A 26,346-nucleotide genomic window follows, 5' to 3' on the forward strand; every position below is an offset into this window, starting at 1 on the left:
AGACGGCGGACCCCGGCGGAAGGACCAGCATGAGCACGTCGTCGACCCGAACGGCACGGCTGTGGCGCACGATCGTCCCGCGCCGCGGTTCCGTCGCGCGGCCGTCGGACCGCGTCCAGGGCGGGCTGCTGGCCTTCGTGGTGCTGGTCGCGCTCGCCGCGCTGCCCGTTGCCGCCAGCGTCGGCTCGGAGGTCTACGCCCAGCAGCGCGTGCAGTCCGCGCAGCAGCTGGGGGAGCGCACGCGGGTGACCGCGACCCTGCTCGGCGACGGCCCGCCGCTCGCGGCGAACACGCGCACCGGGGTCGCCGGCCACGGGGCACCGACCGACGCGACCTGGACGCTGCCCGACGGCACCCGCCGCGTCGGCAAGGTCGTCGCCGACCAGGGCACGCTGAAGGGCCACCAGCTGGACATCTGGGTGGACCGCGCCGGCACGCCGACGACGCCGCCGCTGACCGGCGCGGCAGTCGTCATCGACGCCGTCGTCCTCGGGCTCGGCCTGTGGCTCGCCGCACTGGCGCTGCTCGCCCTCGGCTACCGGCTCGCCGTGTTCGCACTGGACCGCCGCCGCTTCGCCCGGTGGCAGCACGAGTGGTTCGCGGAGCAGGACCGCAAAACCCGTTCCTGAGAAGGAGGAATCCCATGAGCACGGCTATCCAGGGCGACATCGTCGTCGGCGTGGACCATTCGGCGGTCAGCGTGGCCGCCCTGCGCTGGGCGGTGTCGGAAGCGGCGGTGAGCGGCCGTCAGGTGGTCGCGTTGCGGGCGTGGACGTTCGAACCGGTCTACGACCTCGGTGCCGCGGTCGCCGGCACGCCACAGGCGGTCGCGGACCGGGAGCGGCGTCAGCTGGAGGAGGTCGTCGCCGAGGTCGCGCAGCCAGGTGTCACCGTCCGCGCCGAGCTGGTCGAGCACTCGGCCGCGGTGGCGCTGGAGGAGGCGTCGAAGACCGCTTCGATGCTGGTGCTGGGCAGCCACGGCCGCGGCAGGCTGCTGAAGCTGCTGGTCGGCTCGGTCGCCGAGCACTGCCTGCGCGAGGCGGGCTGCCCGGTCGTGGTGATCCCGGCGCGGACGGTCCCGGAACCCGAGCGCGAAGCGGAGCCCGCGGCCACGTACTACCCCGGCCCGCTGCTGTGACGGAGAAAGGTGGGGCCGGTCATGACGACCGGCCCCACCTTTGCGGGGAAAGGGATCAGCGCAGCCACGTGCGGTCGCCGACCAGGGCGGCCCAGCGGCGGCCGAGGCCCCACGTGTGCCCGGCCGACGCGGCGGCGAGCACGATCAGGACCAGGGCGTAGATGATGTGGTAGTCGACGATCGGGTTGGTCGAGTGCGTGGCCTCGCCGGTGCTGGTGCTCAGCGCGAACGGCCATTCGGCGGCCCACATCAGCAGCATCATCAGTCCGCCCGCGGCCGCGCTCAGCCGCAGGCCGACCCCCGCGATGACGGCGATGCCGACGGCGGCCAGGCCGAGCATGAACAGCGAGTCGGCCCACCAGGTGCCTGCCCAGGCGTGGAACATCGGCTCGAACGGGCCGACGTGGACGCCGCTGAGGAAGCCCTTGGTCGGGGAGCCGCCGTTGATCCAGGCGCCCTTCTCCGGGGTCGCGTAGCCGAAGCCGAACAGCTTGTCCAGGAACGCCCACAGGAACACGAACCCGGTGGCGATCCGCAGCACGGCCAGTGACTTCCCGGCGACCGCGGGCCCGGCGGCGAACCCGGGAACCGGCGCGGGCTCGGTGGCCCGCTGGGCCGGGATCCGGCTTTCGGTGGTCTTCTTCGCGTCCGGCTGGATGGACATGGTGAATCTCCCGTCTTTCGGTGCTGCGGCCAGTTTCGGCCGGTGCCGCGGGAAGTTCTGGAGCCGAAGGTCACCGGCCGGAAGGCCGTTCGGTGCCCGGAAAGGACCGAAGTCACCGAGGCTTGGGTGGTCTGCCGCGGCTTGTCGTGAGTGGTAATTCGCGTTCTAACCCGAATTTCCACTCACGACCGCGGACCGGCGGCGGACCGCTCGAAGGGACCGAAGTCCCCGCGGGACCCGGTGGACGCCGCGAGCGCGCCGCACGCGAAGGTCGGCGGGGCCGCGCCGCGGCGGGAACCGGCCGCCCCGGATCCGCGACTCCTACGAGCCGGTGCTGACCTTCGGGATGCAGTACGCGATCGCGCGGAGCCCGGCCCCGGTCGGCCTGCCGCTGAGCCGGTTCTTCGCGGGGAAGGCGTTCGGGGTGCTCAAGTTCGCGGAAGCCGTTCAGCGAACCTGAACCTGAGCCACCGTCCGGTGCACGTGGGCGCGGGCGCACGCCACCGCGTCGTCGAGGCTGGTGAACAGGCGGTCGCCGGTGCGCAGGGCGCCCGTTGTGGTCAGCAGGTGCTGGTGGTGGTCCTGGATTCCCTTCAGCAGCACCAGGATTCCCCGCGCCTGAAGTTCCTCGATCGTCTCGCCGAGTGCCTTCGCGCCCGTCGCGTCGAGCAGGTGCAGGCGGGAGAAGCGGAGGATGACCACCTGAACATCGTCGGCCGCGGCCGCGATCTCGGTCATCACCCGTTCCGACGCGCCCCAGAACATCGCGCCCTCGAAGCCGAACACCGCGATGTGCTCGTCGCCCTCGGCCGCCGGGCCGGGGAGGGTGTCGCGGTGGGCGCGGGCCGCGCGGGCGAGGTGGCGCAGCGCGAAGAACGCCGCCGCGAGCAGGCCGATCTCCACCGCGAGGATGAGGTCGGCCGCGACGGTGACGACCGCCGTCACCGCGAACGTGACCGCGCTGGAGCGGCTCGCGCGGACGACTTCGCGGACGGTCGCGAGCGGCACCATGCGCAGGCTGGTGACGAGCAGGACCCCGGCCAGCGCGGCGAGCGGGATCCGCGAGACGAGCCCGGTGGCGGCGTAGATCACCGCGAGGATCACCAGCGCGTGCACCACCGACGCCAGCCGCGTGCGGGCCCCGGACCGGACGTTGACGGCGGTGCGGGCGATCGCGCCGGTCGCGGGCATGCCGCCGAACAGTCCGCTCGCGATGGACGCCAGACCCTGGCCGACCAGCTCGCGGTCCGGCCGGGTGGGACCCACCGGCGGGCCGCCGCGGGTCATCGTCGCGGCCACCCTGGCCGACAGCAGGGACTCGATCGCCGCCAGCGCGGCCACCGCGATGACGGCCCCGGCGAGGTCGTGGACGACGCCGAAGCCGAACTGCGGCAGCGTGGGGACGAGACGGTCCGGCAGGGCCCCGATGCGCGGCACCGGCGCGTGCGTGACCTCCGCGGCGACGGTCGCCACGATCACCGCCACCAGGGACGCCGGAATCCCGCGATGCAGCTTCGGCAGGAGAAGCATGGTCACCGCGACGACGGCGACCGTCGCCACCGTCCAGGCCACTGCGCTCCCGGCGTGCGTGAGGGCGGTGACCGCGCCGAGCAGCGGGTTCCGGCCCGCCGGCACGGTCGTCCCGACGGCGGCGGGGATCTGCTGGAGAAAGATGATGCACGCGATGCCGAGCGTGAAACCCTCGACGACCGGCCACGGCAGGTAGCCCACCAGCCTGCCCAGCCGCGCCGCGCCCGCGGCGAGCACGACCACGCCGCCGAGGATCGAGACCAGCGCGACCGACGCCGTCCCGTGGGCGGCCACGATCGGGGCCAGGACGACGGCCATCGCCCCGGTCGGGCCGGACACCTGGACCGGCGAGCCGCCGAACACCGCGGCCACGATCCCGGCCACCACCGCGGTGATCAGCCCGGCCGCCGCGCCGGCGCCCGAGCTGATGCCGAAGGCCAGCGCCAGCGGCAGGGCCACGACGCCGACGGTGATCCCGGCGAGCAGGTCCGCACGCAGCACCGGCGCACGCAGGTCGAAGTCGTCCCGGCCAGGCAGCAGTGCCCGGGCGGCGGCGAGGCGGCTCACGCGCGCGCCGCGACGGCGTCGAGGAGGGCCTGCGGGCTGGCCCCCGGCAGCGGCGGCAGCGCGCGGGCGGCCCGGAGCCGTCCGGCGTCCGCGCTCAGGTTCGACAGCAGGAAGGCGCGGGCGACGACGAGCAGTTCCGCGACGACCGGCTGGGCCAGCCAGTACTCGACGGCGTTGCCCGTACGCGCCGACGTGACGACGCCGGACCGGCGCAGCACGGCCAGGTGCTGGGACAGGTGCGACGCTTCGCAGCCGGTCACGTCGAGCAGCCGGGTGACCGGCGTGCCCTCCTCCCCGGCGGCGGCGAGCACCTCCAGCACCTGGATCCGGATGGGGTGGGCGAGGCACTTGAAGAGATCGGCTTTGATCCGGTACAGCGGCTCGGTCGTGCGGGTTCGGGCGGGCATCGGCACCTCCTGGTTTGACGATTCTATCAATCCATCAATCCGTGGTGACTTTGGTCCCCGGCATCCGGGCAGTCCGGCCGCGTCGCGGCGGGGCCACGGTGCGGTGAGCTGGACACCGCTGCGGTCCGCCGCCGGCGGACCGGCGAACGTTGCGGAGGAATCCCATGAAGGCTGCTGTCGTCACCGAACTCGGCGCTCCGCTGGAGGTCCAGGAGGTGCCGGCGCCGGTGCCCGGGCCGGGACAGGTGCTCGTCCGGATGGAGACCTGCGGCGTCTGCCACACCGACATCCACGCGGCGCACGGTGACTGGCCGGTCAAGCCGTCGCCGCCGTTCGTGCCCGGGCACGAAGGCGTCGGCATCGTCGAAGCGCTCGGCGAGAACGCGGGCCCGCGGCGGGTCGGGGAGCGGGTCGCGATCCCGTGGCTCGGCTCGGCCTGCGGATCGTGTTCCTCCTGCGTGTCCGGCTGGGAGACGCTCTGCGAGTCCCAGTCCAACAGCGGGTATTCGGTCGACGGCGCCTACGCCGAGTACGCGGTCGCCGACGGACGTTACGTCGTGCCCGTCCCGGCAGGCGTCAGCCCGTTCGACGCCGCGCCGCTGACCTGTGCCGGCGTGACGACGTTCAAGGCGATCAAGGTCGCCGGGGTCGCGCCCGCCGAACGGGTCGCGATCTTCGGCGTCGGCGGGCTCGGCCACCTCGCCGTGCAGTACGCGCGCATCGCCGGCGGCCTGGTCGCCGGGGTCGACGTCGAACCGGCGAAACTCGAGCTGGCCCGCGAACTCGGCGCCGAGCTGACCGTGAACGCCCGCGAGCAGGACCCGGCCGAGGAGATCCGCCGGTGGGGCGGCGCGGACGTCGCGGTCGCGCTGGCGGCGTCACCGCAGTCGTTCGGCCAGGCGTTCCGCTCGCTGCGCCGCGGCGGCAGGCTGGTGTGCGTCGGCCTGCCCGCCGAAGGACGGCTCGACCTGCCCATCTTCGACACGGTGCTGGGCGGGATCTCGGTCATCGGCTCGATCGTCGGCACCCGCAAGGACCTCGCCGACGTCTTCGCGCTGCACGCGAGCGGGCGCACCCGCGTCATCGCCGAGCCGCGCAAGCTGGAGCAGGTCAACGAGTCCTTCGCCGACATCCTCGCCGGCACCGTCCCGGCCCGGCTGGTCTTCGAGTTTTGATTCCCCGCCGGGCTGCGGGTGCGGGCCCACAGTGGCCAGTTCGGCGGGCGGGCCGGACCGTCGCCGAGCGGCCGCACGGACTGCGCCACCCCGGTCGCGCCATTACCGTCGACGCAGGAGCAGCGGCGGGAAGGTAGGCGATGACCATGCACCAGGACGTCACCCAGGTCGACGCCGTCGCCGCCGAGCTGGTGGAGGAGGCCCGGCGGCACGACTCGCGCCGCGCGTCCCGGACGCTCGTCACGGGCACCACCCAGCGGGCCACGCTGATCGCCCTGACCGAGGGTGCGGTTCTCGCCGACCACGATTCGCCTCCGGCCGCGACGCTGTACGTCGTGACGGGCAGCGTGCGCCTGCACACCCACGACCAGAGCTGGACCCTCGGCCGCGGCCAGCTCGCCCGCGTCCCGCCGCAGCGGCACGGCCTGACCGCCCTCACCGACAGCGCGGTCCTGCTCACCGTGGCCCTGCACTAGCGGCCGGGAAGGTGGTGGCCTGCCGGGGCCGGTCCGGGGCACTATGTGTCTTGACCGATTCACCTGGCATGAGGAGCGAAATGACCGCGATTGTGCGCGTCGTGGGGCGGCAGGTCCTGGACAGCCGTGGCAATCCGACCGTCGAGGTCGACGTCGAGCTGGCCGACGGCTCGACCGGCCGGGCCGCGGTGCCCTCGGGGGCGTCGACCGGCACCAACGAGGCGGTCGAGCTGCGGGACGGCGACCAGTCCCGCTACCACGGCAAGGGCGTGCGCAAGGCCGTCGCCGCGGTGAACGGCGAGATCGCCGACGCCGTGCGGGGCATGGACGCCGAGGAGCAGTCCGTCGTCGACCGCACGATGATCGAGCTGGACGGCACTCCGAACAAGGCCCGGCTCGGCGCCAACGCCACCCTCGGCGTCTCGCTCGCGGTCGCCAAGGCGGCCGCCGCCGCGCACCGGCAGCCGCTGTACCGGTACGTCGGCGGGGTGTTCGGGCACGTGCTGCCGATGCCGATGATGAACATCGTCAACGGCGGCGCGCACGCCGACAACGCCATCGACTTCCAGGAGTTCATGATCGCGCCGGTCGGGGCGGAGAGCTTCGAGGAGGCCGTGCGGGTCGGCTCGGAGGTCTTCCACACGCTGCGCAAGAACCTGCACGACGCCGGGCACAACACCAACGTCGGCGACGAGGGCGGGTTCGCGCCCGACCTCAGCTCCGCGGACGAGGCGCTGCAGTTCGTGGTCGACGCGATCGAGAAGTCCGGCTACACCCCCGGCGATGACGTCGCGCTGCTGCTGGACCCGGCGGCGTCGGAGTTCTACGCCGACGGCGTGTACGACTACCGCGGCGAGGGCCGCAAGCGCTCGGTCGAGGAGCACGTCGGCTACCTGACCGAGCTGGTCGCGAAGTTCCCGATCGTCTCGATCGAGGACGCGATGGCCCAGGACGACTTCGACGGCTGGAAGCAGATCACCGACGCCATCGGCGACCGCTGCCAGCTGGTCGGCGACGACGTCTTCTGCACCAACGTCGACCTGCTGCGCAAGGGCATCGACCTCGGCATCGCCAACTCGATCCTGGTCAAGGTCAACCAGATCGGCACGCTCAGCGAGACGCTGCTGACGGTGGACACGGCCCTGCGCGCCGGCTACTCGGCGGTCATGTCGCACCGCTCCGGCGAAACCGAGGACGCGACGATCGCCGACCTCGCGGTGGCGCTGAACTGCGGCCAGATCAAGACCGGCTCGCTGTCCCGCTCCGACCGCACCGCCAAGTACAACCAGCTGATCCGCATCGAGCAGGAGCTGGGCGCCCAGGCGGAGTACGCGGGCGGCAGCACCCTCAGCGGCCGCCACTGAAAACGACATGAACGACTCGTTCATGTCGCCTGACGACATGAACGAGTCGTTCACTACATCGCTTCCAGCAGGGACTCGACCTCCCGCTCGATCGCCTTCGCGAGCACGTCGGTCTCCGGGACCGCGTCGGCGTCCGAGGTGATGCCGAACGTCACCTGGCCCGCGTAGCTCAGCATCGCCACGCCCACCCGGACCCGCAGCGCGATCGGGACGTACGGGTAGATCTCGAGAATCCGCCGTCCCAGCGCGAACAGCGGGTCCGCCGGGCCGCGGACGTTCGTCGTCACCGCCGCGATGTTCCGCTGCGGCAGGTGCGCCGCCGCGCGGATCGCCCACGCCACCGGCGCGAACGGCTCGTGGGCCGCGGTCGCCGTGAGGATCGCGCCCGCGTCGGCCTCCTTGCCCGCCTTCAGCCTGCCCAGCCGGTCGCGGACCCGCAGCAGGCGCTGCGCCGGGTCGGCCAGGTCCACCGGGAGCAGCGGCAGCAGCAGCGAAACCTCGTTGTCCAGCGCCGTCCCGGTCCGCACCGACACCGGCACCAGCGACCGCACGCTGTCCGCGGCGGGCGTCTCGCCGCGGTGCAGCAGCAGTTCGCGGAACCCGCCGGCGACCGCGGCGAGCAGGACGTCGTTCACCGTGACGCCGAACGCCGCGGCGATCACCTTGACGTCGGCGAGCGGCACCGCCGCGGTCGTGTAGCGGCGGTCGCGGCCCAGCGGCCCGGTCAGCGGGGTCGGCGACACCGGCAGCAGCGCCGACGTCAGCGCCGCCAGGCCGCGCGCGGCGTCGCTGACGCGGCGGGCCAGCCGGTTCGGGTGCAGCAGGGCACCGGCGGCCAGCCGGGCCTGATCCCACGGGAGGCGCAGCAGCGCGCCCGCCGCGTCGCGCAGCAGCCGTCCCGCGCCGGGGTCGGGAACCTCCTCGGCGGGCCGTGGCTCAGCCGGGGCGTCGCCGAACAGGATGGTCTGCAGGCGGGTCGCGGCCAGCCCGTCGGCCAGTGCGTGGTGGACCTTGGACAGGATCGCCCAGCGGCCGTCCGCCAGGCCTTCCAGCACCCACAACTCCCACAGCGGACGGTCGCGCTCGAGCCGTTCGCCCATCAGCAGGGCGACCAGCCCGGCCAGTGCCGTCTCGTCGTGCGGCGCCGGGACCGCCATCCGGCCGAAGTGCGCGGGGGCGTCGAACGCCGGGTCGTCCACCCAGGCGGGCGGCCCCAGGTCGAACGGGACCGGGCGGACTTTCTGGCGGTGACGCGGAATCGCCGCCAGCCGCGCCAGCACGGCAGCCTGGAACTCCTCCTGCGCCGGGGCGGGTCCTTCGGCGATCGCCACCGAAGCGATGGCCATCGACGAGGCGGGATCTTCGTCCTCGATTTCGAGGAAGGCCGCGTCGAGCGGGCTGAGACGGTCCATGACGTCCTCCCGGGGGACTTTCAGTGGGCGATGTCGACGACCACCCGGCGGACCTGGTCCCCCGTGAAGACGCGGAACGGCAGCTTCGTGCGGACGCCGGCGGCGAACGTGCTCAGCCCTTCGAAGGAACCGGCGAAGCGTCCCGGCGGGTGCCCGGCATCGTCGGTGCCGAGCGGGCGCCCGGACGACGATCTCCAGCACCGCGCCATGGTCAGCCTGCTCCGGTGAGGGCGTCGCGGCGGCGTTCGTACTCCTCCTGGTCGATCTCGCCACGGGCGAACCGCTCGTCGAGGATCCGCCGGGCGTGCTCGCCCGGGGACGGCGGCCGCGGTCCGCGCCGCGCGAGGACCACAGCGAGGGCGGCCAGTGCGGACAGGATGAGCGCCATCAGCACCAGCATGCCGATGCCGCCCGCCCAGCCCATCGTTCCGGGGTAGTGCCAGTAAGGCATGGCCTGCTCCTTTCTAGCGGCTCTGGTAGTGGTTCGGGGCCGCTTCGAGCGGCTGCAGCACGTCGGCCAGGTCGCGGCGCGGGGTGGCGGGCAGCGGGTCGGCGTTGGCCGGCGCCCAGCCGACGCGCAGCACCATCTGCGGGTACGACCCGCCGGTGACGTGCTCGGTCACCAGGTCGCGGATGTCGGGCAGCTCCAGCGGCTCGGTCAGCGGGCACGAGGACAGCCCGAAGGCGTTGGCGGTCAGCAGCACGGCGCTCGTCGCCTCGCCCGCCCGCAGCCGCGACTTCCGGTCGTCGGAGGCGGTGCTCAGCACCAGCAGGACCGTCTCGTCGTCTTCGGCCTTGGCGTCGGGCGGCTGGGCCAGCAGCGGGTCGGCGAACGGGCGGGCCCGCAGCGCGCCCGGGGTGTCGTCCGGTGGCGGGGTGTTGCGCGCCGGGACGCCGTCGGGGGACAGGTGCCGTCCGCTCCAGGCCGCCAGTTCGGTGCGGTAGGCCGGGTCGCCGTCGTGCCGCCGGGAAGCCTCTTCGATGGCTGTCGCGAGGTGGTAGCGCGCCGAGTTCTCGACGGCCAGCAGCACGGTGCCTTCCAGCGCCGCGGCCCGCGACATCGCTTCGACGTGCCCGCGCGGCACGGTCCACGAGCTGTGCCGGCGCCGGTCGGTGCGCCGCCGGGGGATCGCGGCCGCCATGGCGACCTCGTCCTGCGTCGGCTCGTGCCGGTTCAGCGTGATCGCCGCGAGGTGGTCCGGCTCGTCCGGGTTGGGCAGCCGGTGGACCTCGGCGGCCCAGCCGAGCGCGGCGAACGCGATCCGCAGGTGGTGCAGGGCCGCGCCGCAGCTGAGCACGAGGTCCCGGCCGTCCGGGTCGGTCTCGTGCAGCAGGCGCCCGGGGTCGGCGTACAGGTGCAGCGAGCTGTGGCCGATCCGCCAGTACCACGGCTGGGTGTTGTGCACCGACGGCGCGCGGACCGCCATGGCGACGGCGGTCTTGACGGTGAAGTCGTCCGGGAATGCTCGGTCCATCATCGGCCTGCCTCGGGTCGCGTCGGTCTTCCCGATCGACCTTCGCACCGCTACGCCCCTCGTGGGCAGGGCCGGAATGCCTTTGCGCCGCCGCACTCGCTGACGGTTCAGAGGGCGAAAGTCCCTGTCGTCAGGGCCGAACGACGCCATCCGGAGGCCGCGACGAGGCCGTACGGTCGAACGCCCAGGGGGAAGCAGTCCGAAGCGATGGAGGGTGATTCCCCTGCTGACCGGTATCGACCGTGACCACGGCCTGCACCGCGGGCTGACCGGCTACCTGGCCGCGGTGAGCGCCGCGGTCGGCGTGGGCGAGGAGTCCTGCACCGTCGACCTCGACGACCCCGCGTCGGCGTACGTCGCCCTCGACCTGCGGCTGGCCCGCCACCCCGGCCGGGACACCGCGCTGCTGTGGGACGAGTGCCACGGCTGGTCGCTGGCGATGGAAACCCACTCCGGCGAGGACCTGCTGGTGCTCGCCTACCTCGGCCGGGAGCTGGTGCCCGCGCCGTCCCGCGTCGGCGCGTTCGTCGCGGCGGTCCGGGCCGCGGGCGGTGCGGCCGCTCCGCCCGCTCCGCCGGACCTGCGCGGCGACCGCGGCGAGCTGCTGGACCGCCTGCTGCGGCACCGCCGCGACCGGTGGGACACGACCGTGCCGTTCCTGACGAGGACGGGGTGAGCGCGGTGTCCACAGTGGATTCCTGGACCCGTGCCGAGACCGAGGTGCTGACCTGGTCGATGCGGCGGGCGCCGTCGGTGCACAACACCCAGCCGTGGCTGCTGGAGGTCGCCCCGGGCGAGCTGGTGGTGCGCGAGCGCAGCGGGCCGGTTCTCCCGCACCACGACCCGGACGGCCGCGACCGCGCGGCGTCCTGCGGCGCGGCGGTGGCCAATCTCGAACTGGCGGTCCGCACGCTCGGCCGGGCAGCGGAGGTCGCCTTCCTGCCCGGCCGCGCGCAGCCGGACGTCGTGGCCCGGATCGCCGTCGGCGGGCAGGCGGCACCGTCCACAGAGGAACTCCGCCGCCACGGGGCGATCGCCCGCCGGGCGAGCCACCGCGCGCCGTTCGAAGGGGTGGCGGTCCCGGCGCCGGTGACCCACCGCATCGTCGCGGCGGGCGGCGCCCCGGGCGTCGAGGCACGCCCGGTCCGGCCCGGCCGCGAGGTGGCGACGGTGGCGCGGCTGCTGCGCTTCGCGGCGGAGAGCTTCCGGCGCGACGGCGCCTACCAGCGCGAGCTGTCGTTGTGGACGATCCGCGACGAACACGCCCACCACCACGGCGTCGGCGTCCCGGCGAGCCGGATTCCCGCCGGGTCGCTGCCGTGGGCGGGCCTGGTCCGCCGCGCGACCGAGATCCCGGAGCAGCCGGAACTGGAGCGCCGGCTCGCGGCGGAGACGCTGCTGCTGGTCGTCACCGCGGACGACGCCCGCCTCGACCACGTCCGTGCGGGATACGCACTGGAAAGGGCCTGGCTGGCGGCGGTCGGCCTCGGCCTGGCGGCGGCGGTGCTGACGCAGCCGCTGCACCTGCCGGAGGTCCGGTCCGCGCTGTGCGAGGACCTCGGCCTCACCGGGTTTCCGCAGGCCCTGATGCGGATCGGCTACGCGGCGGAGGAGGACCCGGAATCGCCGCGCCGGGCGGGCGAGGAAGTGCTGCGCCGCCGGTGAAGCGTGCTTGGGCGGTGCACCAGGGCCCTGCGACCGGGGACGGTGTGCCCTGCTCACTGCCGGTGCGCGCCCGCGATGCTTGGCGCACGGCACCGGCGACCGGGAGGGCGGGAGCGATGTACACCAGGATGTGGTTGACCCGGCTGCGGCACAGCCTGCTGCCCGGACGCGGCTCGGTGGCCCGCCCGTCGGACCGGGTACAGGCGGCCCTGCCGGCGTCGGTGCTCCTGCTGTCCCTGGCGGCGGCCGCAGGAGCGGTGCTGCCGGGCATCGGCATCCACACGCGGGAGGCCGCCGAGTCCCGGGACCAGACGGCAACCCGGTACACCGCGACGGCAACCCTGCTCGACGACGGCCCCACGGCCACGACGGGCGGCCGCGGCACGTCCCCCGGCGAACCCGGCCCGGCGCGGGCGCGCTGGCTGACCCGGAACGGCCAGTGGCGGACCGGAGAGGTGGCGGCCCCGGCCGGAACGGCCGCCGGCAACGAGATCGCGATCCGGCTGGACGCCTCGGGCACCCCGGCCGAACGCCCCCTCACCCCGGCCGCGGTGGCCGTCGACGCACCGGTCATCGCCGCGGGTCTCTGGGCGGGCGTGGTGTTCGTGCTGGCGCTGGCTTACTGGGCCGTGGTGTACCTCCTCGACCGGTTCCGCCTGGCAGACTGGCAACGGGAGTGGGCACAGCTCCCGGCCGGACGGCCGCGGCGAGACTAGAGCCCTGCCGGTTCGTGATCCGGTCCGCCGTCAACGGCATGCGCGCTGAAAGGGACTTTCCTTGCGTCAGACGCAAGGAAAGTCCCTTTCGCTGCACCGGATGAGACGAACGTCCCTTTCAGCCCACCCCGGCACCGCAAATGCCCCGGCCCGGCTGAGCGCGCTGAAGGGCACCTTCCTGACGTCACATGCACGGAAAGTGCCTCAGTGTCAGGGTGGGTGTTGCTGCTCGTGGTGGGTGGTTATGGTCCGGTCTTGGTCGCGTGGTGACTCTGAAAGCGCCTGCCCCGTTGGGTGGCCTGTGAAGGAATTGTCCTGCGTGATCAAGACACGGGTCCGGGCTGGCCTGACTTGATAGAAGCGTGGGCATACGCCATCAACCTCGACTGAGGTGTGTCCGACCAGCCCGGCCCGCAACAGTGCACATGCTTTCCGGGCATGGAAGGAGCACGCGCGGTGTCCATGGTGGTCATCGGGATCGATCCGCACAAGTCCAGCCACACCGCGGTCGCAGTCGACCAGCTGGGCCGCAAACTCGCCCAGCACACCACCAAACCCGACCCCGACGGGCTGCTGCGCCTGCGGATCTGGGCATCGAAAATCGCCGCCGGCACCCAGCTGCTGTGGGCGGTCGAGGACGGCCGCGGCGTCGCCGGGGCCCTGGTCCGCACCCTCATCGGCACCGGCGCCCGCGTGGTCTGGGTGCCCACCAGGCTCATGGCCGCCGCCCGGGCCTCGGGCCGCGAACGCGGCAAATCCGACCCGATCGACGCCCTGGCCGTGGCCCGGGCCGCGCTACGCGAACCCGGCCTGCCCACCGCACACCTGGACCAGACCGCCCTGGACCTGCGGCTGCTGACCGACCGGCGCGAGCAACTGGTCCGCCAGCGCACCGCAGCGATCAACCGGCTGCGCTGGGCACTGCACGACATCGACCCCGCCCTCGACCCCGCCGGCGCACTGACCCGCCCGGCCCGGCTGGCCGAACTCACCACCGCCCTGACCGCTCTGCCACCCACCGTGCGCCGAGACCTGACCCTCGACCTCGTCACCGAGATCGCCGCCCTGGGCACCCAGATCACCGAGCTGGAACACCGGCTCAGCGCCCTGGTCACCCCCATCGCCCCCAACCTGCTCGCCATCGTCGGGGTCAGCGTGATCACCGCCGCGAAAATCATCGGCGAAACCGCCGGGATCACCCGGTTCCGCTCCACCGCCGCCTACGCCGCCCACACCGGCACCGCACCCATCCCCGTCTGGTCCAGCGGCAAACCCCAATACCGGCTCAACCGCGGCGGCAACCGCCAGCTCAACACCTGCCTGCACCGCATCGCCATCACCCAGCTCGCCCACCACCCACCCGCCCGCAACTACCACGACAACTGGACCCGCCACCACCCCCACGCCACCACCAAAGCCGCACTCCGCGCCCTCAAACGCCACCTCGCCAACACCATCTACCACGCACAACGAGCCGACCACACCCACCAACAACACCCACAACCCCACCCCGCTTGACATAGAAGCTTCCTTCAGTGCACGCCCGATCGGTGGATCCAGGTCTGGTGCACTGAACGGACCTTTCGTCGCGTCAGCCGCCAGGAAAGTCCCGTTCAGCCCACCGCGGCAGACCGCGCGGTGGGTCACGTCCAGTCGAGGCCGTCCGCCAGTTCGTCCAGCTCGTCCTCCCCGAGGCCGGAGAAGGTCAGCTCCGGCCGCCCAGCGCCCAGCGCGGCCACTGACGCCGCCCAGCCGTCGGCGAGTTCGCGGGCTTCCTCGTCGGTCAGGGCGTTTGCGGCCCAGATCCAGTGGGCGACCAGGCGGAGCCCGGCCGGGGTCTCCTCCAACGCCGCGTTCACCGTGAGCACCGCCGGGACCGCCATTCCCGGCCCGGTTTCCGGGACCGGGGACGGTTCCGGGGCCACCGCCCAGTCCGCCGCAGCACCTGCGGCGTAGCGGCCGAGGTAGTTGAACGCGATCGGCGGATCGGGCTCGGCGCCGAGGATCCGGCCGTGCTCGGGGTGCAGGAACCGCAGTACGCCGTAGCCGAGCCGGTCGGCCGGGCCCGCCTGCAGCTGCTCGCGCGTCCGGCGCAGCACCTCCGTCACCGCTGCCGGATCGGTCCACGGCCGCGGGCCGCCCGCCGGGCCCGGGTCGAGCCGGAGCGGGGACACCGTCGTGAACCAGCCGACCGTGCGGGACAGGTCGTGCTCGTCGCGGCCGTGGCCTTCGAGCGTGACCGTCAGCGCGCTGTGCCGGTCGCCGCGGCGCCGCCGGAAACCCGCCGCCGACAGCGCGAGCGCCGCCAGCAGCGGCTCCAGGATGCGCTGCGAGCCCTCCGTGAACGGCAGTTCCAGCCGCAGCCGCCGCAGCGTTGCCGCCGTGTCGCGGGCCGGGTCGAGCGGCTTCCCGAGCCACGGCCGGACGTCCCGCGTCACCGCCAGCCACTCTTCGACGTCGGCGGCTTCCGGCACCCGCTCGGCGACGAGCCGGGCCCACTGCCGCACGGACGTGCCGACCGGGTCCAGTGCCGGGACGCGGCCCGCGCGCACCGCCGCCCACGCCGTGGCCAGGTCCTCCAGGAGGATCCGCCACGACACGCCGTCCACCGCCAGGTGGTGCACCACCAGCAGCAGGCGGCCGCGCTCGCCCGCGCCGGCGTCGAACCAGACCGCCCGCACCAGTTCGCCCGCCGCCGGGTCCAGTTCCGCCTGTGCGGCCGCGCCGTGGCGGGCCAGCTCGGCCTGCCGGGCGTCCGGGCCGAGCCCGGTGACGTCCACGCCGGTCAGCCGCAGCGGCACCGTCCCGGGCGGGCGGACCTCCAGTCCGGACGCGGTGGCGATCATCCGCAGCGCGTCGTGGTGGTCGAGCAGCGCGGTCAGCACGGTGGTCAGTTCCGGCAGGCCGATCCCGGCCGGGGTCTGCACGACCATCGACTGGTTGAACCCCGCGGTGTCCCCGCCGAGCTGCCGCAGCCAGACGGCCATCGGGGTGTCCTCGACCGGGCCGACGGGATCGATGTCCGGCACGGAAACCCCGCGCACCGGCTCGGCGGCTTCGGCCATCTTCGCCGCCGTCCCGCCGAGCAGGACGTCCCGCGGATGCAGCGTCCACCCGGCCTTGCGGGCCCGGCTCACCACCTGCAGGGCGACGATGCTGTCGCCGCCGAGGTCGAAGAAGCTGTCCTCGACGCCGACCGAGTCCAGGCCGAGCACTTCGGCGAGCACCGCGCAGAACACCCGCTCGGCCTCGGTGCGGGGATCGGTGGCACCGCTTTCGAACCGCGGGGCGGGCAACGCGTCCCGGTCCAGTTTCCCGTTCGGCGTCCGGGGAAACTCCGCCAGCCGGACGACGGCGGCGGGCACCATGTGCTCCGGCAGGCGCTCGCGCAGGTACTCGCGCAGCGGGACGTCGTCGCCGACGTAGTAGCCCACCAGCTGCCGCCGTCCCGGCCGGTCCTCGCGCAGCAGCACGGTGGCCTGCCGGACCGCGGGGTGCCCGGCCAGCACGGCCTCGACCTCGCCGGGCTCGACCCGGAAGCCGCGGATCTTGACCTGGTCGTCGGCGCGGCCGAGGTAGGCCAGCGTGCCCTCGGGCGTCCACGCGGCGAGGTCGCCGGTGCGGTACAGCCGCGCGCCGGACGGCGCCGCGACGAACCGGGCCGCGGTCTGCCCCGGCCGGTCCAGGTAGCCGCGGGACACCTGGGCGCCGCCGAGGTACAGCTCGCCGGGCACCCCGGGCGGGACCGGCCGCAGCCACTCGTCGAGGACGTGGGCGGTGGTGTTGTCCAGTGGCCGCCCGATGGTGAGCCGGGCACCGGCGGTCAGCGGGTCGGTGACGGTGACCGTGATGGTCGTTTCGGTCGGCCCGTAGGCGTTGACCATCACCCGGCCCGGCGCCCAGCGGTCGGCCAGCTGCGCCGGGCAGTCCTCGCCGGCGGACATGAGCGTGATCCCCTCGGGCAAGCTGCCGGGCGGCAGGGTCGCCAGTGCCGTGGGCGGCAGGACGACGAAGTTCGCCCGCGTGCGGGCCACCAGCCGCGCCAGCGGCTCGCCCGGCAGGCGCTGTTCGGCCGGGACCATCAGCAGCACCCCGCCCGCGAGCAGCGTCACGAGGATTTCCCCGGCGGCGGCGTCGAAGCCGAGCGGTGCGAACTGCAGCAGGCGGGTGCCGGGGCCCATGCCGAACCGTCCGATGTGGTCGGTCGCCAGTGCCACGACGTTGCGGTGCTCGACGACGACTCCCTTGGGTGTCCCGGTCGAACCCGACGTGAAGACGACGTAGGCTGCGTGGTCCGGGCGCAGCGGGACATCCGGTGCCGTCGCGGGCCCGTCGCCCGCGAGGTCGCCGGGCGTCAGCACGACCGTGGGGCGGGCGGATTCCAGCAGGTGCGCGATCCGCTCGGCCGGGTAGCCGGGGTCGACGGTGAGGTAGGCGGCCCCGGACTTGAGCACCGCCAGCAGCGCCACGACCAGCTCGGCCGACGGCGGCAGCTGCAGCGCGACGACCTTTTCGGGGCCCGCGCCCTTCCCGATCAGCTCGTGGGCCATCCGGTTCGCGCGCTCGTCGAGTTCCCGATAGGACAGTTCGGCGTCCTCGAAGACGACGGCCGGGTCGTCACCCCGCTCGGCCGCCACGGCCGCGAACAGCTCGGGCAGCGTGACGTCCGGGACGGGCCGCACGCGGCCGCGGGACGCGGCGAGCACGAAGTCGCGCTCGGCGGCCGAACGCACGTCGATCGCGCCCGCCACCGCGTCCGGGGCCGCCACGGCGGCGGCCAGCACCTGGACCAGCCGGCCGGCCAGCGCCTCCGCCGTCGAGCGGTCGAAGAGGTCGGTGGCGAATTCGAGGTAGCCCTGCATGCCTTCGCCGTCCCGCGGGACGAGGGCGAAAGACAGGTCGAACTTCGCGGTGCCGGTGCCTGAAGGCACGATCTGCGCGGTCAGGCCGGGCAGGTCCAGCCGCGGCTCGGCCGTGGTCTGGAACGCCAGCAGCACACCGAACGGCCGCCGCCCGTTCGTCACCCGCGCGAACGGGACGTCCTGGTGGGCCAGCGCGGCGACGTCGGCTTCGCGCACCCGCTCCAGCAGCTCGCGGAACGTCGGCCGCCCGGACAGGTCCACCCGCAGCACGAGGGTGTTGACGAACAGGCCGACGACGTCGTCGAGCGCGGTGTCGCCGCGACCGGCCACCGGGGTGCCGATCGGGATGTCCGTGCCCGCGCCCAGCTTGCCGAGCAGGGTGGCGAGGGCCGCGTGCACCACCATGAACTCCGTCGCCCCGGTCGTCGCCGCGAGCCGCGCGATCCCGCGCCGCAGGCCCGCGTCGACGGCGAATTCGACGACGTCGCCGCGGTGGGACGGCGTGGCCGGCCGCGGCCGGTCGGTGGGCAGCGGCAGCTCCTCGGGCAGGCCGTCGAGGGTCCGCCGCCAGAACGCCACCTGCTCGTCGTCCGGCCGTTCCCGTTGTGCCAGCACGTAGTCCGCGTACTGCAGCGGCAACGGTGTCCAGCCGGGCGCCTGTCCGCGCAGCCTCGCCGCGTAGGCGCGCGAGAGGTCGCGGGCGAGCGGGTCCAGCGACCAGCCATCGGCGGCGATGTGGTGCAGGACAAGGGAAAGCACGTGCTCGTGCGTGCCGAGGACGAACAGGTGGGCGCGCAGCGGCAGGTCTTCGGCGAGGTCGAACGGTTCCCGCGCGTGGGCCGCGACCGCGTCGCCGAGCGCGTCGGCGGAGACCTCGGTGACCGGCAGAGCGGGCTCGGCGTGGTCGCGGATCCGCTGGTACGCCACGCCGTCGGCGTCGGCGACGACCGTCCGCAGGCTCTCGTGACGCGCGACGACGTCCGTCAGCGCGGCGCGCAGGGCGTCGCGGTCGAGCGGGCCGGACAGCCGGACCGCGGCCGTGATGTTGTACAGCGCGGACGGCCCGGAAAGCCGCTGCTCCACCCAGATCCGTTCCTGGGCGGGGGAAAGCGGCAGGCGGTCGGGACGCGGCCCGCGCACCGCCGGGAGCGGGGCCGAAGCCGCCTGGCCGATCGCCGTCAGCAGCTTCGCCACGGTCCGCTCTTCGAACACCGCCCGGACGCTCAGTGCCACGCCGAACTCCGCGTGGATCCGGCCCACCAGCCGCGCGGCCAGCAGGGAATGCCCGCCGAGGGCGAAGAACTCGTCGTCCGGCGACACCCGGTCGACGCCCAGCACGTCGGCGAACAGCGCACACAGCTTCGCTTCGGCCGCGGTCGCGGGCTGCCGTCCCTGCCCGCCCGGGAAAACCGGGTCGGGCAGCGCCCGCCGGTCGAGCTTCCCGTTGGGTGTCAACGGAAGCTCGCCCAGGACGAGGAACGCCGACGGCACCAGGTACGCGGGCAGCTGCGTCCTGGCCCAGGCACGCAGCTCCTCGACGTCGAGCACGGCCCCGGCCGCCGGGACGACGTAGGCGACCAGCTGGTCCCGGACCGCACCGGCCGCGACCCGGCCGACCGCGGGGTGCGTGGCCAGCACGGACTCGACCTCGCCCGGCTCGATCCGGTACCCGGAGATCTTGACCTGGTCGTCGGCCCGGCCGACGTACTCCAGCTCGCCGGTGTGGCTCCGGCGGGCGAGGTCGCCGGTCCGGTACATCCGCTCGCCCGGCCCGCCGGACGGGCAGGCCACGAACCGGGAGGCGGTCAGCCCGGCGCGGCCGAGGTAGCCGCGGGCGAGTCCCGGCCCGGCCACGTACAGCTCGCCGGGCACCCCGGCCGGGACCGGCCGCAGGCCGCGGTCGAGCACGAACACCCGCAGGTCGGGGATCGGCACGCCGATCGGGCTGCCGTCGTGGGTCACCGAGTCCGCGGTCAGCTCCCGGTAGGTGACGTGCACGGTCGTCTCGGTGATGCCGTACATGTTGACCAGCCGCGGGCCTTCGCCGGAGTGCCGGGCGTACCAGTCCGCCAGCCGGCGTGGTTCGAGTGCCTCGCCGCCGAAGATCACGGTGTGCGGCCCCGGCTCGGCCCCGGTGTGGTCCGCGGTGAGGTGCAGGAAGGCCGACGGCGTCTGGCAGACGGTCGTGACCTGCTCCTCGGTGAGCAGCTGCCGGAACTGGTGCGGGGTACGGGCGGTGTCCAGCGGGACGACGACCAGGCGGCCGCCGTGCAGCAGGGCACCCCACAGTTCCCACACCGAGAAGTCGAACGCGTAGGAGTGGTAGAGGGTCCAGACCTGGTCCGGCCCGAAGCCGAACCAGCGGGCAGTCGAGGCGAACAGGCGGGTCACGTTGGCGTGCGAGACGAGGACGCCCTTCGCCCGCCCGGTCGAGCCGGAGGTGTAGATGACGTAGGCGAGCTGACCCGGCAGGATCCGCTGCCCGGGCGCGGTGGGTGGGTACCCGGCGAGCCCGGGGTCGTCGAGTGCGAGGCAGGGCAGCCCGGTCTCGACGGCGTGCGGAGCGATGACCAGCGACGGTTTCGCGTCGCCGAGCACGTAGCCGAGGTGGCCGGTGGGGTGGTCGGGGTCGAGCGGCAGGTAGGCGCCTCCGGCCTTGAGCACGGCCAGGACGGCGGCGACGAGGTCTGCCGAGCGGGGCAGCAGCAACGCGACCAGCTTGTCGGGACCGACGCCGCGGGCGATCAGCGCGTGCGCGAGCCGGTTGGCTCGTGCGTCGAGGTCCCGGTAGGTCACCTGCTCGCGGCCGCAGGTGACGGCGATGCGGTCCGCCGAGGCGGCGACCTGTGCTTCCCAGAGGTCGACCAGCGTTGCCTGGGTCGCTTCGTGCGGGGTTGCGGTGGCCGCGGTCCCGCCGCCCAGGTCCACCGCAATGGCCGGGCCGTCCGGGTCCGCCAGCACGCCGTCGACGGCCGCGGCGAAGCAGGCGCGCAGCTCGGCCGGTCCGGCCGGGCCGAACAGCCCCGCTTCGTAGTCCAGCTCGCCGTCGACGGTGGCCTGCCGGAGCAGTTCGCGGACCGTCATCGTGCCCGGCAGTGGCGGCACGTCGTCACCGAGACCGAGCTTGGCGACCACGATCGTCCACACCGCCCGCAGCGCGGCCTCGGCGGGCACCCCGGCCTCCGCCGCGAGGGCAGCCAGCCGTTCGCGGGCTCCGGCGGGCAGCTCGACCGGCACGCGTGCGGGAGTCTCCGCGCCGGACGGCACCCGCGCGGGGCGGGGCAGTGCCGCGCGGTCGAGCTTGCCGTGGGCGGTCACCGGGAACTCCTCCAGCGCCACGACCGCGGCGGGCACCATCACGGCGGGCAGCCGCTTCGCGGCGTGGGCGCGCAGCACCTCGGCGTCGCACACGGCACCGGGTGCCGCGACGACGTAGGCCACCAGCTCGTGGTCGCCCGCCGGGTCGGGGAGGGCCAGCACCACGACGTCGGCGACGGTGTCGTGGCTCCGCAGCACCGCCTCGATCTCGCCCGGCTCGATCCGCACCCCGCGGACCTTGACCTGGTGGTCGGCCCGGCCGAGGTACTCGATCTCGCCGTGGCGGTTCCAGCGGGCCCGGTCCCCGGTGCGGTACAGCCGCTCGCCGTCGCCGAACGGGCTCGCCACGAACCGTTCCGCGGTCAGTCCCGGCCGGCCGAAGTAGCCGCGGGCGAGCTGGACGCCCGCGAGATACAGCTCCCCGGGCGCGCCCGGCGGCACCGGCCGCAGCCGGTCGTCCAGCACGTACAGCCGGGTGTTCCACACCGGCCGCCCGATCGGCACCACCGGCAGTTCCCGGCCTGCCGGTGACGCCCACGCCGTGACGTCGATGGCGGCCTCGGTCGGGCCGTAGAGGTTGTGCAGCTCGGCGCCGAGCTTCGCGTGGAAGTCCTCGCGCAGCGCGGGGGAAAGCGCTTCCCCGCTGCAGTAGACGCGGCGCAGGCCGGTGCACGCGGCGGCGTCGGCCACGCGCAGGAACTCGCGCAGCATCGACGGCACGAAGTGCAGGTCGGTCACGCCCTCGCGCCGGATCACCTCGGCCAGGTACCACGGGTCGCGGTGCCCGTCCGGGCGGGCCACGACCAGCGTCGCCCCGACGACCAGCGGCCAGAAGAACTCCCACACCGACACGTCGAACCCACAGGAGGTCTTCTGCAGCACGCGGTCGCCGGCGGAAAGGCCGTAGGCGCCCTGCATCCACAGCACCCGGTTCGCCAGCGCCGCGTGGGACACCACGGCACCCTTCGGCTTGCCGGTCGAGCCCGAGGTGTAGAGCACGTAGGCGGCGTTGTCCCCGCGCAGGCGGATATCCGGCAGGGGCCGCGACGGCGGGAGGTCGTCGTCGAGCGACAGCACCGGACTGTCCACAGTGGCCGGAATCAGCCCGGCCGCGGCGGCGTTGGTGACGACCAGGACGGGGTCGGCGTCGCCGAGCAGGTGCCCGATCCGCTGGGCGGGGTAGTCCGGGTCGACCGGCAGGAACGCCGCGCCCGACCGCGCGATCGCGTGCAGCGTCACGACGAGGTCCGCCGAGCGCGGCAGCACCACGGCCACCACCCGCTCCGGCCCCGCCCCGGCCGCCGCGAGTGCCCCGGCCAGCCGGTCGACGCGCGCGGCCATGTCCGCGTACGTCACGGTTTCGCCCTCGAACACCAGGGCGGGAGCGTCCGGCGTCGCGATCGCCTGCGCGGCGAACAGTTCCGGCATCGTCACCGCCGGGACCGGGTGCGCGGTGTCGTTCCACGCGGTCACCACCTGGTGCCGCTCGTCGTCGGCCAGGACGTCGATGGCGGAGATCGCCCGGCCGGGCGCGGCCGCGACGGCGTTGAGCACCCGGGCCAGCCGTCCGGCCAGCCGCTCGGCGGTTTCGGCGTCGAACAGGTCCGCGCGGTACTCCAGGGCTCCCGTGAGCCCGGCCGGTGTGGTGCCGTCGAAGGACTCCGCGTAGTCCAGGAGCAGGTCGAACTTCGCGGTCGCGGTGGGCAGCTCCTCCACGGTGGCCTGGACGCCTGCCAGGTCGCCGTGCCGGTCGGCCTGGGCGCGGGAGACGACCATGACCTGGAACAGCGGGTTGCGCGTGAGCGAGCGCGCCGGGTTGAGCGCGTCGACGACCAGCTCGAACGGCACGTCCTGGTGGGCGAACGCGGCCAGGTCGGTCTCCCGGACGCGGGCCAGCAGCTCGTCGAACGACGGGTCGCCCGAGACGTCGGTGCGCAGCACCACCGTGTTGACGAAGTAGCCGACCAGGTCGTCCAGCGCCTGGTCCGGCCGTCCCGCGGAGGCCGTCCCGATCGGGATGTCGGTGCCCGCGCCCAGCTTCTCCAGCAGGACCGCGAACGCCGCCTGGACCACCATGAACACCGTCGCCCCGCCGCGCTGGGCGAGGCTCGCGAGCCGGTCGTGCGTGGCGGCGTCCACCACGAACGGGACCCGGCCGCCGGCGGGGGAGGCCGCGGTCGCTCGTGGACGGTCGAACGGGAGCGCCAGCTCGTCCGGCGCTCCGGAGAGGGTCGCCCGCCAGAAGTCCAGCTGGCGGCGGACCAGGCTGTCCGGATCGGACTCCGAGCCCAGCATTTCCCGTTGCCACACCGCGAAGTCCGCGTACTGGGCGGGCAGTTCCGCCGCCGCGGGGATCTCGCCGCGGGCGCGCGTCTCGTAGGCGGCGGTGAAGTCACGCCACACCGGGGCCCACGACATCGCGTCGCCGGTGATGTGGTGCATGACCAGCAGCAGCACGTGGCGGTCCGGGGCGAGGCGGAACAGCCGGGCCCGCAGCGGCAGGTCCGTGGCCAGGGCGAACGGCCGCTGCACGGCCACCGACACCGCGGCGTCGAGGTCGGCTTCGGCGATCGGCACGGTGTCGAACGCCAGGCGCTGCAAGGCCGTGTCCGGATCGAGGACGTGCTGGTAGGGCACCTCGTCGTGGGTCGGGAACACCGTGCGGAGGCTCTCGTGCCGGGCGAGCAGGTCGCCGAGCGCCAGGTGCAGCGCGGCCGTGTCGACCGCGCCGGAAAGGCGCACGAGCACGGGAACGTGGTAGGCGGACCCGGCTTCGCCGTACTGTTCGAGGAACCACAGCTGCTGCTGGGCATAGGACAGCGGCACCCGGTCCGGCCGCGGCGCCGTCCGCAGCTGCGGCCGGGCGTGGCCGCCGTTCGCCGCGATCGCCGCGGCCAGTGCCGCCACCGTCGGCGCCTCGAACACGGCCGAAACCGGCAGGTCGGCCCCGAAGACCTCGCGGATCCGCCGGACCAGCCGGATGGCGAGCAGCGAGTGCCCGCCGAGGGCGAAGAAGTCGTCCCCGGCACCGGAGCCGGGCCGCCCGAGCACTTCCGCGAACAGCTGCGCGAGCGCTTCCTCCCGCTCGTCGCGGGGCTGTTCCCCGGGCGCCGCGGGCCACGGCGGTTCCGGAAGGTGCTCGCGGTCGATCTTTCCGTTGCGGCCCAAGGGAATCCGATCGACGGGCGCGACCAGGACCAGGGGTGCCACGGCGGCCGGGAGCCCGGCGGTCATCACCTCCCGCGCGCGGGAGAGGTCCGGCTCACCCTCGACGTACCCGATCAGGAACGGCTCACCGCCCGGGCTGGGGCGCACGACCGCGACCGCGTTGCGCACGCCGTCGAGTTCCCGCAGTGCAGCGCCGACCGCGCCGAGGTCGACGGGGACCCCGCGGATGCTTGCGGTGTCGACGATCTCCAGTTCGCCGGTGGGACTCCAGCGACCCCGGTCACCGGTCCGGACCATTCGCGAGCCCGGCGGCCCGGCCGGGTCGGCGACGAACCGGAGCGCGGTGGCCGCCGGGTCACCGGCGAAGCCGCGGGCCACCCCGGCCCCGCCGACGTACACCTCGCCGGTGACGCCGTCGGGTACCGCACGCAGATCCGGGCCCAGCACGGCGATGCGGGTGCCGGGCACCGTCTGTCCGATGTGGACGTCACTGGAGCACTCGGCGATCCGGCCGTCCACACTCAGCGCGGCGAACAGCTGCCAGAACGCGTTCTGCGGCACGGCGTCGGCTGCCCGGAGCTGATTCATCAGCCCGGCGTCGCACACCACTGTCCGCTTCGGACCGGTCAGGACGGCGGCGTTGCCGGGATGTCTTGCCACGAAAGCGAAGTCCGCGGCTTCGGGAAGATCGTCAACGACGATCACCCGCTGGCCGGCCTCTTCCCGCTTCCGGCACGTGACGAGGAATTCGGCGTCACCGGGGACGGTCTCCTCGACCGCCGCGCCCGCGCCCCACACGCCCAGCACCGCGGCCGCGAACGCGCCACCGGGCTCGACCGCGACGCCGACTACGGACTCCGCGCCCGCCCCGGCGGCCACGAGACCGGCGGAAACCTTGCGCGCGACGGCCAGCAGCTCGCCATACGACCAGGTGCGGCCGTCCTCCACCACGGCGACCGTGTCCGGCGCGGTAGCGGAAACGGCGTGCAGCAACGCGCCCAGGTCCTCGGGGCCGGGATACGGCTCGCCCTGCCCCCACTGCGGGCGGGCCGGTCCGGTCTCCAGCCGGGCCAGCGGCCGGTCCCCGGGAAAGTCCGCGAACTCGGTCAGGAAGTCCACGAAGAGCGTCAGCAGCGCGTCGAGTTCGTCGCCGGTGTACAGCGCCGGGTTGGCGTTGAGGTCGACGGACAGCCCGTCGCTTTCGGTCTCGCCGATGATGAACTCGATGTCGTCCACCGGCCCGGTGGACAGGATGTGCCCGATCGCCTCGCAGCCGCCGAACCGCGGCTGTCCCACGCCCAGGACGTTGACCGCCGGGCCGAACGGGCGGACGTCACCCGGCAGGCCCATGTGGCCGCGCACCAGCCGTCCGCGGTAGCGCTGGTGCCGCAGCGTGAGCCGGGTTTCCTCGGCGGTGTGCCGGAGCAGCTCGTCGCGGGTCATGCCCGGGCGGACGGTCAGCGGCAGCGGCAGCTGGTTGGCGACCATGCCGGGCACCCGCCGCGCGGCGCCACCGCGGCGCGCGGCCGTCAGCAGGGTCAGGAGTACGTCCGGGGAGGCGGTCATCCGCTGCACGAAGGCCGCCGTCGCCGCGACGACGATCTCCGGCAGCGCGACCCGCGCCTGCCACGCGGCCGCCTTCAGCCGCTCGGCCGTGGCCGGGGACACCCGCGCGGACCGCCGCACGAGCCCGGTGGCGAGCGCCGGGGCGCGGCCGGTGAGGCTGGTGAACGCGGGTGCGGACGGAAACCGCGTCGTCCACAGTGCACGGTCCTTTTCGAACTCCGCCGAGCCGTCGTGGTAGGCGCGGTCGTCCTCGACGAGGCGGGCCAGCGGGAGGAACGCGCCGTCGCCGGCCGGGCGGCCGGCCACCAGCGCGTCGTAGACCTCGGTGATGCGCTGCAGCAGCAGGCCCTGGCTGAAGCCGTCGTCGACGAGGTGGTGGGCGCAGAAGGAGAAGTACCACCGGCCGCCGCCGAGCCGGTAGACCCGGCAGCGGGGCACGAGCGGCACGGAGACGTCGAACGGGGTCCGCAGGTCGGCCCACAGCGCCGCGTCGGCCGCCGCGCGCGGATCGGGTTCCCGGCTCAGGTCGACCACCGGGACGTCCACCCCGGCGGGCTCGACCACCTGGCGCGGCTCGCCGTCCACCACTTCGAAGCGGACCCGCAGCGTCTCGGCCTCGCGCACGACCTGCCGCACGGCCGCGGTCCACAGCTCGGGGTCGAACGGGCCACGGATGTCGAAGGACCCGGCAACGTTGAAGACCGCCTTGTCCTGCGCTTCTTCCCAGCGGTACCACAGCTCGGTCTGCGCGGCGGTCAGGGGCAGGGCGACGCGGCTGGCCATACGCGGTGCTCCTCGGGACGATGGGACGCCAGTATCGCCACGGGCGGACTGGCAATCCGC

18 protein-coding genes are annotated in these 26,346 nt (G+C 74.0%); 10 read left to right on the top strand and 8 right to left on the bottom strand.

The window, feature by feature from the left end:
• Nucleotides 1-29: 29 nt before the first annotated feature.
• Nucleotides 30-629 (top strand): Rv1733c family protein, encoded by a 600-nt coding sequence (locus ABJI51_RS02855; RefSeq protein ID WP_348947325.1) that lies wholly within the window; start codon nucleotides 30-32, stop codon nucleotides 627-629.
• A 14-nt stretch (nucleotides 630-643) separates the two neighbouring features.
• Nucleotides 644-1,138 carry a universal stress protein gene (locus ABJI51_RS02860; RefSeq protein ID WP_348947326.1) on the top strand — a complete coding sequence of 165 codons (495 nt, stop codon included), beginning with the start codon at nucleotides 644-646 and terminating at the stop codon, nucleotides 1,136-1,138.
• Between the two features lie 55 nt (nucleotides 1,139-1,193).
• Here ABJI51_RS02860 and ABJI51_RS02865 read toward each other — a convergent pair whose 3' ends face one another.
• Nucleotides 1,194-1,802: a hypothetical protein gene (locus ABJI51_RS02865; RefSeq protein WP_348947327.1), complete on the bottom strand. Its 609-nt coding sequence runs from the start codon at nucleotides 1,800-1,802 to the stop codon at nucleotides 1,194-1,196.
• Nucleotides 1,803-2,133: 331 nt separating this feature from the next.
• Between ABJI51_RS02865 and ABJI51_RS02870 the strand changes: the two genes are divergently transcribed.
• The gene (locus ABJI51_RS02870) at nucleotides 2,134-2,262 is read left to right on the top strand and encodes a hypothetical protein (protein WP_348947328.1); all 129 of its coding nucleotides are present in this window, start codon (nucleotides 2,134-2,136) and stop codon (nucleotides 2,260-2,262) included.
• Here the strand turns inward: ABJI51_RS02870 and ABJI51_RS02875 are convergent.
• Nucleotides 2,250-3,899: a SulP family inorganic anion transporter gene (locus ABJI51_RS02875; protein WP_348947329.1), complete on the bottom strand. Its 1,650-nt coding sequence runs from the start codon at nucleotides 3,897-3,899 to the stop codon at nucleotides 2,250-2,252. The two genes, ABJI51_RS02870 and ABJI51_RS02875, sit on opposite strands and share 13 nt — an antisense overlap.
• On the bottom strand, nucleotides 3,896-4,306 hold the full coding sequence (locus ABJI51_RS02880; RefSeq protein WP_348947330.1) for an ArsR/SmtB family transcription factor: 411 nt from the start codon (nucleotides 4,304-4,306) through the stop codon (nucleotides 3,896-3,898). Before ABJI51_RS02880 ends, ABJI51_RS02875 begins: the two co-directional genes overlap by 4 nt.
• Nucleotides 4,307-4,470: 164 nt before the next feature.
• Between ABJI51_RS02880 and ABJI51_RS02885 the strand changes: the two genes are divergently transcribed.
• The 3 genes from ABJI51_RS02885 to eno all read left to right on the top strand — a co-directional run bounded on the left by ABJI51_RS02885 (nucleotide 4,471) and on the right by eno (nucleotide 7,321).
• A complete protein-coding gene (locus tag ABJI51_RS02885) occupies nucleotides 4,471-5,481 on the top strand; it encodes a zinc-dependent alcohol dehydrogenase (RefSeq protein WP_348947331.1) in 1,011 nt (336 codons plus the stop codon).
• Nucleotides 5,482-5,621: 140 nt separating this feature from the next.
• Nucleotides 5,622-5,957: a cupin domain-containing protein gene (locus tag ABJI51_RS02890; RefSeq protein ID WP_348947332.1), complete on the top strand. Its 336-nt coding sequence runs from the start codon at nucleotides 5,622-5,624 to the stop codon at nucleotides 5,955-5,957.
• Between the two features lie 80 nt (nucleotides 5,958-6,037).
• The gene (gene eno, locus ABJI51_RS02895) at nucleotides 6,038-7,321 is read left to right on the top strand and encodes a phosphopyruvate hydratase (RefSeq protein WP_348947333.1); all 1,284 of its coding nucleotides are present in this window, start codon (nucleotides 6,038-6,040) and stop codon (nucleotides 7,319-7,321) included.
• A gap of 53 nt (nucleotides 7,322-7,374) precedes the next feature.
• On the opposite strand, the gene ABJI51_RS02900 is transcribed toward eno, so the two are convergent.
• From ABJI51_RS02900 to ABJI51_RS02915, 4 genes are read right to left on the bottom strand one after another with little or no spacing between them, the layout of a single operon-like run.
• Nucleotides 7,375-8,733, bottom strand: a complete 1,359-nt coding sequence (locus tag ABJI51_RS02900) for a wax ester/triacylglycerol synthase family O-acyltransferase (protein ID WP_348947334.1) — start codon at nucleotides 8,731-8,733, stop codon at nucleotides 7,375-7,377.
• A 20-nt stretch (nucleotides 8,734-8,753) separates the two neighbouring features.
• Nucleotides 8,754-8,942: an AMIN-like domain-containing (lipo)protein gene (locus ABJI51_RS02905; protein ID WP_348947335.1), complete on the bottom strand. Its 189-nt coding sequence runs from the start codon at nucleotides 8,940-8,942 to the stop codon at nucleotides 8,754-8,756.
• Between the two features lie 2 nt (nucleotides 8,943-8,944).
• Nucleotides 8,945-9,184 carry an SHOCT domain-containing protein gene (locus tag ABJI51_RS02910; protein ID WP_348947336.1) on the bottom strand — a complete coding sequence of 80 codons (240 nt, stop codon included), beginning with the start codon at nucleotides 9,182-9,184 and terminating at the stop codon, nucleotides 8,945-8,947.
• Nucleotides 9,185-9,197: 13 nt separating this feature from the next.
• Complete coding sequence (locus ABJI51_RS02915; protein ID WP_348947337.1) at nucleotides 9,198-10,208, bottom strand: Acg family FMN-binding oxidoreductase; 1,011 nt, start codon at nucleotides 10,206-10,208, stop codon at nucleotides 9,198-9,200.
• 214 nt (nucleotides 10,209-10,422) lie between these two features.
• On the opposite strand from ABJI51_RS02915, the gene ABJI51_RS02920 reads away from it, so the two are divergent.
• The 4 genes from ABJI51_RS02920 to ABJI51_RS02935 all read left to right on the top strand — a co-directional run bounded on the left by ABJI51_RS02920 (nucleotide 10,423) and on the right by ABJI51_RS02935 (nucleotide 14,107).
• A complete protein-coding gene (locus ABJI51_RS02920) occupies nucleotides 10,423-10,884 on the top strand; it encodes a DUF6292 family protein (RefSeq protein WP_348947338.1) in 462 nt (153 codons plus the stop codon).
• Nucleotides 10,885-10,889: 5 nt separating this feature from the next.
• Nucleotides 10,890-11,873, top strand: coding sequence for an Acg family FMN-binding oxidoreductase (locus ABJI51_RS02925; protein WP_348947339.1), 984 nt, complete (start codon nucleotides 10,890-10,892; stop codon nucleotides 11,871-11,873).
• Nucleotides 11,874-11,989: 116 nt separating this feature from the next.
• The gene (locus ABJI51_RS02930; protein ID WP_348947340.1) at nucleotides 11,990-12,589 is read left to right on the top strand and encodes an Rv1733c family protein; all 600 of its coding nucleotides are present in this window, start codon (nucleotides 11,990-11,992) and stop codon (nucleotides 12,587-12,589) included.
• A 438-nt stretch (nucleotides 12,590-13,027) separates the two neighbouring features.
• A complete protein-coding gene (locus ABJI51_RS02935; protein ID WP_348947341.1) occupies nucleotides 13,028-14,107 on the top strand; it encodes an IS110 family RNA-guided transposase in 1,080 nt (359 codons plus the stop codon).
• A 125-nt stretch (nucleotides 14,108-14,232) separates the two neighbouring features.
• Here ABJI51_RS02935 and ABJI51_RS02940 read toward each other — a convergent pair whose 3' ends face one another.
• On the bottom strand, nucleotides 14,233-26,286 hold the full coding sequence (locus ABJI51_RS02940; RefSeq protein ID WP_348947342.1) for an amino acid adenylation domain-containing protein: 12,054 nt from the start codon (nucleotides 26,284-26,286) through the stop codon (nucleotides 14,233-14,235).
• Nucleotides 26,287-26,346: the final 60 nt, after the last annotated feature.

The sequence above is a fragment of the Amycolatopsis melonis genome, assembly GCF_040064235.1.
In the GTDB taxonomy this organism is placed as follows: Bacteria; Actinomycetota; Actinomycetes; order Mycobacteriales; family Pseudonocardiaceae; genus Amycolatopsis; species Amycolatopsis melonis.

Bases quoted from the DNA above. Each gene is read 5' to 3' on its own strand.
- ABJI51_RS02910 (WP_348947336.1), bottom strand. From the start codon at position 9,184: ATGCCTTACTGGCACTACCCCGGAACGATGGGCTGGGCGGGCGGCATC.
- ABJI51_RS02940 (WP_348947342.1), bottom strand. From the start codon at position 26,286: ATGGCCAGCCGCGTCGCCCTGCCCCTGACCGCCGCGCAGACCGAGCTG.
- ABJI51_RS02935 (WP_348947341.1), top strand. From the start codon at position 13,028: ATGGAAGGAGCACGCGCGGTGTCCATGGTGGTCATCGGGATCGATCCG.
- ABJI51_RS02880 (WP_348947330.1), bottom strand. From the start codon at position 4,306: ATGCCCGCCCGAACCCGCACGACCGAGCCGCTGTACCGGATCAAAGCC.
- ABJI51_RS02860 (WP_348947326.1), top strand. From the start codon at position 644: ATGAGCACGGCTATCCAGGGCGACATCGTCGTCGGCGTGGACCATTCG.
- ABJI51_RS02900 (WP_348947334.1), bottom strand. From the start codon at position 8,733: ATGGACCGTCTCAGCCCGCTCGACGCGGCCTTCCTCGAAATCGAGGAC.
- ABJI51_RS02865 (WP_348947327.1), bottom strand. From the start codon at position 1,802: ATGTCCATCCAGCCGGACGCGAAGAAGACCACCGAAAGCCGGATCCCG.
- ABJI51_RS02890 (WP_348947332.1), top strand. From the start codon at position 5,622: ATGACCATGCACCAGGACGTCACCCAGGTCGACGCCGTCGCCGCCGAG.
- ABJI51_RS02915 (WP_348947337.1), bottom strand. From the start codon at position 10,208: ATGGACCGAGCATTCCCGGACGACTTCACCGTCAAGACCGCCGTCGCC.
- ABJI51_RS02930 (WP_348947340.1), top strand. From the start codon at position 11,990: ATGTACACCAGGATGTGGTTGACCCGGCTGCGGCACAGCCTGCTGCCC.
- ABJI51_RS02855 (WP_348947325.1), top strand. From the start codon at position 30: ATGAGCACGTCGTCGACCCGAACGGCACGGCTGTGGCGCACGATCGTC.
- ABJI51_RS02885 (WP_348947331.1), top strand. From the start codon at position 4,471: ATGAAGGCTGCTGTCGTCACCGAACTCGGCGCTCCGCTGGAGGTCCAG.
- ABJI51_RS02905 (WP_348947335.1), bottom strand. From the start codon at position 8,942: ATGGCGCGGTGCTGGAGATCGTCGTCCGGGCGCCCGCTCGGCACCGAC.
- eno (WP_348947333.1), top strand. From the start codon at position 6,038: ATGACCGCGATTGTGCGCGTCGTGGGGCGGCAGGTCCTGGACAGCCGT.